Origin of the sequence: Streptomyces diastatochromogenes (assembly GCF_002242805.1) — a bacterium.
Taxonomy (GTDB): domain Bacteria; phylum Actinomycetota; class Actinomycetes; order Streptomycetales; family Streptomycetaceae; genus Streptomyces; species Streptomyces diastatochromogenes.
In genome coordinates this window covers 1-9,233 of sequence record NZ_MCGQ01000151.1, presented here as the reverse complement: position 1 = coordinate 9,233, position 9,233 = coordinate 1, and the positions used below count along the sequence as shown (strand labels likewise).

General features: G+C 66.9%; 6 protein-coding genes and 5 pseudogenes. 8 read left to right on the top strand and 3 right to left on the bottom strand.

What is annotated here, in order from left to right:
* Window positions 1-180 (top strand): annotated as a pseudogene (locus BEK98_RS49725) (hypothetical protein); the annotation flags it as partial.
* A 42-nt stretch (window positions 181-222) separates the two neighbouring features.
* On the opposite strand, the pseudogene BEK98_RS50735 reads toward BEK98_RS49725, so the two are convergent.
* Window positions 223-430 (bottom strand): annotated as a pseudogene (locus BEK98_RS50735) (GNAT family N-acetyltransferase); the annotation flags it as partial.
* A 151-nt stretch (window positions 431-581) separates the two neighbouring features.
* Here BEK98_RS50735 and BEK98_RS47235 point away from each other — a divergent pair.
* The 4 genes and pseudogenes from BEK98_RS47235 (at window position 582) to BEK98_RS47220 (ending at window position 4,632) form a co-directional block, all read left to right on the top strand.
* A pseudogene (locus BEK98_RS47235) lies at window positions 582-1,166 on the top strand (transposase).
* Between the two features lie 273 nt (window positions 1,167-1,439).
* Window positions 1,440-3,167, top strand: coding sequence for a lysozyme family protein (locus BEK98_RS50730; protein WP_143684292.1), 1,728 nt, complete (start codon window positions 1,440-1,442; stop codon window positions 3,165-3,167).
* Between the two features lie 336 nt (window positions 3,168-3,503).
* The gene (locus BEK98_RS47225) at window positions 3,504-3,716 is read left to right on the top strand and encodes a hypothetical protein (protein WP_094222955.1); all 213 of its coding nucleotides are present in this window, start codon (window positions 3,504-3,506) and stop codon (window positions 3,714-3,716) included.
* Between the two features lie 169 nt (window positions 3,717-3,885).
* Entirely contained in the window at window positions 3,886-4,632 is a 747-nt protein-coding gene (locus tag BEK98_RS47220) for a phosphotransferase family protein (protein ID WP_094222954.1), read from the top strand.
* Window positions 4,633-4,713: 81 nt separating this feature from the next.
* On the opposite strand, the pseudogene BEK98_RS47215 reads toward BEK98_RS47220, so the two are convergent.
* Window positions 4,714-5,140: pseudogene (locus BEK98_RS47215) on the bottom strand (transposase); the annotation flags it as partial.
* Between the two features lie 541 nt (window positions 5,141-5,681).
* Here BEK98_RS47215 and BEK98_RS47210 point away from each other — a divergent pair.
* From BEK98_RS47210 to BEK98_RS49435, 3 genes and pseudogenes are all read left to right on the top strand, one after another.
* Complete coding sequence (locus tag BEK98_RS47210) at window positions 5,682-7,670, top strand: ABC transporter ATP-binding protein (protein ID WP_094222952.1); 1,989 nt, start codon at window positions 5,682-5,684, stop codon at window positions 7,668-7,670.
* A gap of 268 nt (window positions 7,671-7,938) precedes the next feature.
* A pseudogene (locus tag BEK98_RS50725) lies at window positions 7,939-8,046 on the top strand (hypothetical protein); the annotation flags it as partial.
* A 22-nt stretch (window positions 8,047-8,068) separates the two neighbouring features.
* Window positions 8,069-8,386 (top strand): DUF6281 family protein, encoded by a 318-nt coding sequence (locus BEK98_RS49435; protein ID WP_341869063.1) that lies wholly within the window; start codon window positions 8,069-8,071, stop codon window positions 8,384-8,386.
* Window positions 8,387-8,734: 348 nt separating this feature from the next.
* On the opposite strand, the gene BEK98_RS47200 is transcribed toward BEK98_RS49435, so the two are convergent.
* The gene (locus BEK98_RS47200) at window positions 8,735-9,190 is read right to left on the bottom strand and encodes a hypothetical protein (protein ID WP_094222951.1); all 456 of its coding nucleotides are present in this window, start codon (window positions 9,188-9,190) and stop codon (window positions 8,735-8,737) included.
* Window positions 9,191-9,233: the final 43 nt, after the last annotated feature.

Sequence of the window (9,233 nt, the reverse complement as noted above, 5' to 3'; positions counted from 1 at the left end):
GGTGAGACCCTACGATCGGCGGCTGAGCCGCAACACGCGCTCTGGCCCCTGATCGACGCCATGAGGGGAGCCATGCGCCACGATCTAGGGGTGGCTGAGGAACTCCCGCATCCGGTGGCCCCGAGGCGGGAGCAGCTTGAGGCCATGCGTCGTGATTTCGGCGGGGCCGAGGAGTCCTGAAGGTGATCACATCAGGCCCGTGTTCAAGCAAGGTGACTGAGTCTAGGCGAGTTCCTTCCGCATCAACGTGCACATCGTTTCGTAGCGGCGCAACGATCCATCAGGGGCTTGCTCGTCCCACGGGTCCGGCTGGCGGTCCTACGCGAAACGCGGGGTGGACCGCCAGCTGCCACAAAGTGCCGACGCCCTGCTTGACCTAGTAGTCGACGCCGCCCTTCGCCACAGGGATGTTGGTTGCAGGGCACGTTGATCATCTTCAGTACCTCCGGCGAGCCNNCCCGCGCTCCTGGCTCGCCGAGGCCACCGCCCCGCAGGCAATCAGACGAACGTCGCTGCGGAAAGCGAACGAGGCCGGCCGCGTGAGGCCACCGCGAATGGTCGGCGGTTGAGATGATCTCGCTGTGGCTGGTGCGATCAGGGCGTCGGAGCCCTCCTGGATAGCCCCGTTTACCGGGCTGAGCCCACGTCAGTTCGGCAAGCTGATCACCGCGCTGCGGCGCGAGGGCGCGGACCCGATGCGCAAGGGACGGCCGTGGAAGCTGCCGCTGGAGGACCGGGTCCTGCTGGTCACCGCCGAGCAGTCGAAGAACTACCGGTACTCGAGCAATCACCGGGTCGTCATCGACGCAGACACCCGGCTCGTCGTCGCCGTCGGCAGGCCCCTGCCCGGCAACCACAACGACTGCAAGGCATGGGAGCTGTCCGGCACCAAAGCCGCCGTCGGCAACACCACGGTGATCGCGAACGGCGGCCACCGGGGCACCGGCCTGGTCATCCCGCACCGCCGCGAGCGAGGCTAGGCCGAACTTCCGGGCTGGAAGGAGGAACACAACACCTCCCACCGCAAGGTCCGCGCCCGTGTCGAGCACAACTTTGCCCGGATGGAGAGCTGGAAGACCCTGCGCGACTGTCGCCCGAAAGGCGATGGCGTCCACCACGCCATGCTCGGCATCGCCCGCCTACACAACCTCACCCTCGCTGGGTGACAGAGAAAGGCACCGGCCAACCAGCATGCCGTAGATCATTTACGGGACGGCCTTCAGGTGTAGCCCCTGGCGATCCATGAGGGGTGAGATGCGGCACCGCACCACCGGCGATAGCATGAACATAACGGCCGCGCGAGCCCAGTGACCGGTGGCCGAATTCCCGTAGCGTTCCTTGCGTTCCTTCGTGCGCCTTCGTGTTCCTTCGTTCTCTGGGCCCGCAGACTGCGGGAAAGGAGATGGAACACGATGGGTCAGACGGATACCCTCATCGCCATGGAGAAGACCGAAGTGGGATACCACGAAGGTTTCTCGAACGGCCACTACAACAACCATCAGAAGTTTTCCCCCGCCGTTCCCGGACTGGAGTGGTCACAGGACCAGTCATGGTGTCAGACCTTTCAGTCCTGGGCCTTCCAACAGGCCGGCGTGAAGAGTCTGGCACCTGTGACCGCCTCATGCCAGACGGCTGTCGATTGGTACAAGAGCCGCGGCAGGTTCTCGTATTATCCCGCGATCGGGGCGATGGTGTTTTTCGGCCACTCGGGTGGCCAACACGTCGGACTCGTCTACAAGTACGACGCGGACTACGCGTACACCATCGAAGGGAACACCAACGCCAACGGTTCGTCCGAGGGTGACGGGGTGTACCTGAAAAAGCGTGCCCGCCGGGACAGTTATCTCTACGGATACGGGCTGCCGAAATTCGCGGAGGGAATCGTCACGGCCGATCCGGGTTTGAAGAACAAACCCGGATATACCTATATGGCCGCTGCCTCGTCCCGTGAGTCCGATGCACTACCCGTGGCAGAGGTCGAAGAGGCGCTGCCGTGGGTGTCCTCGAACCAGCTCACCTGGGCGGCCACTCACCCCACGGCCGAGGAGCAGGCCGCGGGAAACGGCGGCGGCACCACGGCGGACGATGTCGCTCTCGTACAGGATGCGTTGGAGAAGGTCATGGGCGCCGCCCCGGACGACCCGCACTCCGTCTTCGAGGCGGAGACACAGGAGCTCTTCGAGCGATTCCGCACGGAGAATCTGGGCCACTACGAGGCGGACGGCCACGGCGTTCCCAGCACGCAGGAGCTGGTCGAACTGGGCAAGCAGTCAGAGCTGTTCAACGTCAGGGCGGGTTCGTCCCCGGCCGCAGGGCAGCCCTGGGTCAGCCTGAACCAGGTCGTATGGGCCTCGACGCACAGTGCCCAGGAGGAGCAGGCGCAGCCGGGCGGGGACGCCAGCCCGAAGGCCGATGTGGCTCTGGTGCAGGACGGTCTGGAGAGGGTCATGCACACAGACGTGGCCGATGAACGCGGGATCTTCGAGACCGCCACCCAGGCCCTCTACGACGAGTTTCGTCGTACGGTGCTGCATTTCTCCGGCAGTGACGCCGTCGGTGCACCCGGCATGCAATCGCTGACGGAACTCGGGCAGCGCGCCGGACTGTTCCGGGTGCGTACCGGTTTCCCGGTGGGCGAGACGACGGGTGGTACCGGCGTCGATGCCATGGGACAGATCGACCCGAAGCAGGTGACGTTCCAGAGGCACACACCCGAGGGCACGCTGGAGGACTGGATCGCGCAGGCGAGTACGGCGGCCGGAGTCCAGGCGAGCAGCTACTGGGTGAAGGGCTTCAAGACAGCCGCCGCGCGCGAGTCGTCCGGCAACCCCAACGCCTGCAATCTGTGGGACTCCAACGCCAAAACGCCTCCCGGCTTCAGCAAGGTCAAAGACTTCGGGGACGGCTATCTGCACGATGGGCGGATCGTGAGGCTGAACGGCGCGCTCACACATTTCCAGTGCTCGCGGGGCATCGTGCAGTGCATCCCGCAGACGTTCGCCCAGCGCCACGCTCCCGGTACCTCGGTGAACATCTACGACCCCGTGGCATGCATCGCCGCCGCGATGCGGTACGTCCGCAGCCGGTACGGCGTCGCCATCGACGGTTCCAATCTCGCCAAGAAGGTCCAGCAGTTCGACCCCAACCGGCCTCCCCACCCGTACTGACGGCGAGGCCGGACAAGTACGACGAGCCGGGGGGAGGGGGCAGGCGCCACCGATCCCCCTTGAGGATCGGCAGGTAGCCGGCGCCGCTACGGAAGAGTGCCCACTGATCCCGTTCGGTGGTCCACATCCGCTCGTACTTGGATAGGTCTCAGCGTGTCATGAACACCCATGGACGGCAGGGCAGCGGGCGAAGGGCGCAGGGCGAAGCTGAGCCTGGCGACTGGAGTAATTCGCCCTGGAGCGTCTGCCTCCGGTACACAAGTCGGGAGAGGACTCCTCGGTGGATCGTGAACTGGGCCTGCTGACAAGGAGTTCACTCGCTGGGAGGGTGTCGCCGTGTGGATTGCCCTGGTGTCCTTGATTCTGCTGCTAGGCGCGGCTTCAGCGATCATCAAGGCACGCAAAGGACAGTGGTATGCCGCAGCAGGGATCTTCCTTGCCATCCTCAGCGTGGACCTGATGCTGTTCGGCGGATTGGAACGGCATAGCCCGTGCTCTTCTGGCTTGGTGTTGCCCTCGGTGTCGTCGGATTCGCTGGCGAGTCGCTGAGCTGTGCGTCTCTTGGGCGCTTAGGACTCCTACCAAAAGTGCTGGGTTTGACCTCGTCAGAGGTCGGTGTCGTGCACGAGGCCGCCGGGTAGCGGGACGCGGTCAGCCGCGCAATCGCACGCGATAAACCTGGCGACGTCGGCGATCATCCCCGGGATACTGGTCGCCCATGGATGAGGTCAAAGTCGTCGTCGCCCATGCCGAGCGCGCGACTCTGCGCGTCGGTGACGTGTTCTTGAAGGTGGACGCCGATCAGGCGCGCATCGACGTCGAGGTCGAGGCGATGTCCCTCGCGCCGGTCCCGACCCCGGAGGTCCTGTGGCGCAAGCCGCCCGTGCTCGCGATCGCCGCGCTCCCGGGGACGACGCTCGGGCGCCTCGGCGGGCCGTCGACCGGGGCGCCGGCGGCGTGGGCCGCGGCGGGCGCCGCCATCCGGAAGCTGCACGAAGCGCCTCTGCCGCCCCGGCTCGGCCGGGCCGGGCGGAGCATCGTCGCGCTGGCGTCCGAACTCGACGACGAGTGCGAGTTGCTCGTGACGAACGGTGTCCTGCCCGCTGACCTGGTCACCCGCAACCGCCAGGTCGCCGAGGCCGCGCTCCGGCCGTGGATTCCGGCGTTCACGCACGGCGACCTGCAGATCGCGCACGTCTTCATCGACGGCGACGAGGTCACCGGCATCATCGACTGGTCCGAGGCGGGCCAGGGTGATGCCCTGTACGACCTCGCCACCTTCACGCTCGGACACGAGGAGCACCTCGACGACGTCATCGCCGGCTATGGCACCGACGTCGACCTCGACGTGATCCACGCGTGGTGGTCGTTGCGAAGCCTGCTGGTGGTTCGCTGGCTGATCGAGCACGGCTTCGATCCCTTCGCGCCGGGCTGTGAGGTCGACGTGCTGAGATCCCGGATGTGAGGCTGCGCGGGCCCGACTGCTACGTATGCGTTCTGACGCATCGAGCAGGCCATCCCCTGGGGCGATCGCCCGCCCTTACTCTCAACAAATTGGGGTGCGCAGTCGTCGCCGGCAGATGACGGCGCAGCCGAGGGTGACGAACACGTGGTGGATGTCGTCGCGATCTCCCAGCGGATGCGCAGCGCAGGCGGCGGAACCAGTGCAGCAGCGCGATCGCTCCTTCCACGACCCAGCGGTACACGCCCAGGCCGGAGCCGTGCCCGGTGCCGCGCCGGGCGAGGTGCGGGGTGATCTGGAACCGGCGGGCCTTGTCCCGGTAGACCTCGTGCTCATAGCCGCGGTCGGCGTACAGGTGCTCGGGGCGGCGCAGTGGCGGGCCGCGCTTGCGGCGGATCGGCGGGACGGCCTGGATCAGCGGGATCAGTTGGGTGACGTCCTTGCCGTTGCCGCCGGTGGTGATTGCCGCGAGCGGGATGCCGTGCGCTTCGACGATCAGGTGGTGCTTGGTCGACACCCCCGAGGACCTCGCGAGGGTCGGCGCCCTGTTGCGGACTCACACCAAGTGTGCGATCTCCAACCCCTCCTGATGACCGCGGTCGACGGCCGCTCCCTGCAGTCCGGCGCCCTGCTCGCACGCTTCCACTGGATCGCGCCCCGGCCCCGGGCGCCGGAACAGTGGCACGCTCGGCGTTTCGGCCACCGCCGCTCCAGACCCCGGCCCTTGCACCGCAAGGGTCGATGCAACCCACAAGCTCCGACGCGCGCTCAATCCCAGGGCTACCAACACGACTGAAACACATGTGTTCGAAATTCTGGCTGACTCGTTGAGCCACAGGAGGAGCCACACAACCGTCTAGGGGGACCACGTTGACTTCAGCCAAGACACGAGCACATACGACTCCCCATAACGTGACACGGGGCGAGGAGTACTCGTACCACGACAAGTCCAGCTGCAGGGCCCCTGTGCGGATGAGCACGACCGCAATGGCGCGGCGGCTGCCCACGGCGGCGCTCCGGGCGCCGAGCTGGTCCGGGTCGGGAGGCGCCCTGTGAAGAGGCTCTTCGGGCGCGTACAGATGGCCGAGCCGGAGGTATCCGACGCCGAGCAGGAGCTTTTCGGCGGCCCTTTGCGCTACGACTTCGGGTGGTCGGAACACGAGCGTGCCCGGCTCGACTTGACAATGATGTCGGCTCTGCGCTCGATGCCCAGGCTGGTCGGGGCGACCTTGCGGATGGCGTGGCAGGCGGACCGCCGCGCTCTGCTCACGGTCGCCATCAGCGAGATCGGGCAGGGTGTCGCCGCGGCCGTCGGGTTGCTCGCGGTCAACTCCGTCATGCACGCGCTGCTCGGCTCGGGCACACCCGGGCAACGGTTGCACGCGGTGCTGCCGGGCTTGCTCGTTGCCGCCGGAGCAGCCGTGGTGAACTCGGGCCTGGCCGGATGGTCCACCTCGCGGGCGGGCCGACTGGAACCGCTGGTCGAGCGGATCGCCACGACCCAGTACCTGGCCGCCGCCGCGTCGGTGGAGCTGGAGGCCATCGAGGACCCGGAGTTCCGCCGGCTGATCGACGTCGCCCAGTATGGCGCCGGATCCGCCCGCCGCATGATCGGCGCCTGCGTGGCCGCGCTGAACGGGACCATCTCCTTGATCTCCACGGCCGGCGTGCTCACCCTCCTCCACCCGGTGCTCCTGCCGATGCTGATCCTGATCGCGGCGCCGCGCGGCTGGGGTGCGATGCGGGTGGCGCAGGAACGGTACGTGTCAGTGATGAGCTGGATCGAGCACGTGCGGGCCAGCCGCCTCATCGGCAACCTGCTCACGGAGCGCACCGCCGCTCAGGAAGTGCGCATCCACGCCGTCGGGCCGTTCCTGCTCAGCCGCTACGAACGTATGGCAGAGAGCGCCGAGGCCGAGCAGGAGCGGCTGGCCTCCAGCAAAGCCGTCACCGAGTGGGTGGCCGCCGCCCTGTCCGGCCTCGCCATGGCGGCGACGTACGCGGCCATGTTCTTGCTGATCATGAGCGGGCACATGAGTCTGGCCGTGGCCGGGACCGCCGTCATCGCCGTCCGGTCGGGTTCGGCCAGCCTGGGCGCACTGGTGATGAACGTGAACCAGCTGCACGAGGAGTCCCTCTACGTCCGCGACCACTCCCGGTTCCTGGACGAGGCGGCACGACGCACCATTCCCAGCGGGGGCCATTCCGTTCCGGCACAGGTGAAGCAGGTCGTCCTCGACCAGGTCAGCTACCGCTACCCGGACCGCGAAGCCCCCGCCCTGGATGCGGTGTCACTCACGCTGCCCATGGGCTCGGTCACCGCCGTGGTAGGCGAGAACGGCTCCGGCAAGAGCACTCTGATGAAGGTGTTGTCGGGCCTGTTACTGCCGCAGAGCGGAGCCGTGTTGTGGGGTGATGCCGACGTCGCTTCCCTGGATCGCACCGAAGTCTTCGACCGCGTCGCACTTCTCACCCAGGACTTCCAACGCTGGCCCGTGACTGCAGCGTTGAACATCCGGATCGGCCGCCCCACCCAGGAAGCCGGTCCCGAGGACCTTCAGCCGTCCGTCGACTACGCGGGGGCCGGACCGGTTGTCGCGAAACTTCCCGACGGCCTGCACAGCCTGCTGGCCCGGATGTTCCGCGGTGCCAGCGAACTGTCCGGCGGTGAGTGGCAGAAGATCGGGCTTGCTCGAACCCACTGGCGCAGCTCCACCTCGGATGCCGACAGCGTCCTCATCGTGGACGAGCCCACCTCCGCCCTCGACCCGGAAGCGGAAATCGCCGCTTTCAACCGCATCCGCCGGCTCGCCGCCCCGAACCGGGCCGTCGTCCTGGTCACCCACCGCATGTCCGGCGTCCGCCACGCCGACCGCGTCTACGTCCTACACCAAGGACAGCTCGTCGAGCACGGCAGCCACGAGGAACTCATGGCCACCCAAGGGCGCTACGCCTCGATGTTCGACGCGCAAGCCGCCCAGTACGCCCCCGCAGGCACCATCCCCCGCCCCGGCTCCCCCACCGTCGCAGATCCCGCATGACCCGCTCGAAAGGCCCAGGTGTGACGTCTCCGAGGGCAAGCCCGCCGTCCTCGAACCCGACCGGTGCACGCGGTGGCTATGGTGGCCGCTGTCGTCAACTGCCTGACCCGACCGCGGCAACTCGGTCGGCGCGAAGACGAACTTCGTGTCCAAGACCGGCCACGAGGCGAGCGTCAGCCAGACCGGCCGCTGCACCGGCAACGACGGTATAAGTGTGGGGCGCGGGAGACATCAAGGACAGCGCCGTCGCGACGACTTACGCGTACACATGGTCCATGCCTGGCGTCAGAACGACCTGCGTGAAGCCGATGTCCGTTTCAACACGCACGATTACGACTTCACCAACAACCCGACCAGTAGCTGCTCGAACAAATACGATATCCGCTCCGTCGGTACTCATGAGGCCGGTCACGTCTTCGGGCTGGGCCACGTCGGTGATGGACACGAAAGAAGGGCGGACGTACCGAGACGTCGCGAATGTGGAGTTCACCGTCGCAGGCAAGCTCGGTGCTGCCACCAAGCCGCCCTGCGACGACACCGGCGGCCCGGACGAAGGCCACGTGCCGGCAACAACGAAGATTGCCCACGCGGTGGACGGTATCTCCCCCAAGGTGGCCATCGCTGTCGGGGACACTCCCGATGACGTGACGTTCGTCGCCGTCTACTCGGGAAACAAGCTCCCGCCCGAGGTGAAGAAACTGATCAACGCCTCATGATGGAGAGTGCGGGGCACCGCCGTGTAAGTGCTGGACACAGCCCACGTCGGTGGAGCCGGCCCGGATGGATGCAGCCATCGACTGGACGTCCCGGCCCAGCTCCCGTGCGGCGGCCGGGACGCGAGGGGGCGCCGGGCGGCCAAGCCAGTCCAGCCATGCACAGCAGCCGACTACTGAGGTTGAACTCGTGATGTCGTGGCGTTGCTCAGGTGGGTCTGATCGACAGGCCCGTCTCGGCGTCACATACCGAACAACTCAATTCATTCAGGCAGCTGTCGTAGGCCCTGGACCAGCAAGTCAGCCTGGACGAGGCAGCACAGGCATCCCGGGTGGCTTCGTGGTGGTGGTTCAGTTGGGTGGTGTACGGGTGGTGGCCCGGTTCCAGGTGGGTGTACCGACGGGAGGTCGGACAGTGCGGCGTTGTCTGGGCACAGTCAGCTGCCAGATGACGAGGAGCAGCAGCGTGCCGGTTTCGGCGAGGAGGCTGAGGACGGCTTGAGGTGCCGGCTGCAGACCGCGCTCGGTGAATCCGAACACGCCTATGGTGCGCGAAGCGGTGAAGCCACCGAGGGCGCCGAGTGCGACGCCTGCCTCGGCGATCCTCAGCAGCAGGGGTGGTGTCCCGATCAGCAGCAGGGCAGCGAGGGCGAAGGACGCACTGGCCTGGAGCAGGAACAGGGGGCCGATGATGTGGATGAAGCGGTACCCGTCGACGTAGAGCTGGGCGTGGATGTATCCGCTCGCGGCGAGGGTTGCGGCGGTCGCCACCCGCAGGGTGGGGACGAGGAGTCTTTGGGTGTTCATGCCAGCCTCTGGTCCTTGATGGCCAGTTCGCGGTCTCCTTGGT

Excerpts from the sequence above, each read along its gene's own strand:
- BEK98_RS47200 (WP_094222951.1), bottom strand. The coding sequence starts at position 9,190 with ATGAACACCCAAAGACTCCTCGTCCCCACCCTGCGGGTGGCGACCGCC.
- BEK98_RS50730 (WP_143684292.1), top strand. The coding sequence starts at position 1,440 with ATGGAGAAGACCGAAGTGGGATACCACGAAGGTTTCTCGAACGGCCAC.
- BEK98_RS47220 (WP_094222954.1), top strand. The coding sequence starts at position 3,886 with ATGGATGAGGTCAAAGTCGTCGTCGCCCATGCCGAGCGCGCGACTCTG.
- BEK98_RS49435 (WP_341869063.1), top strand. The coding sequence starts at position 8,069 with ATGAGGCCGGTCACGTCTTCGGGCTGGGCCACGTCGGTGATGGACACG.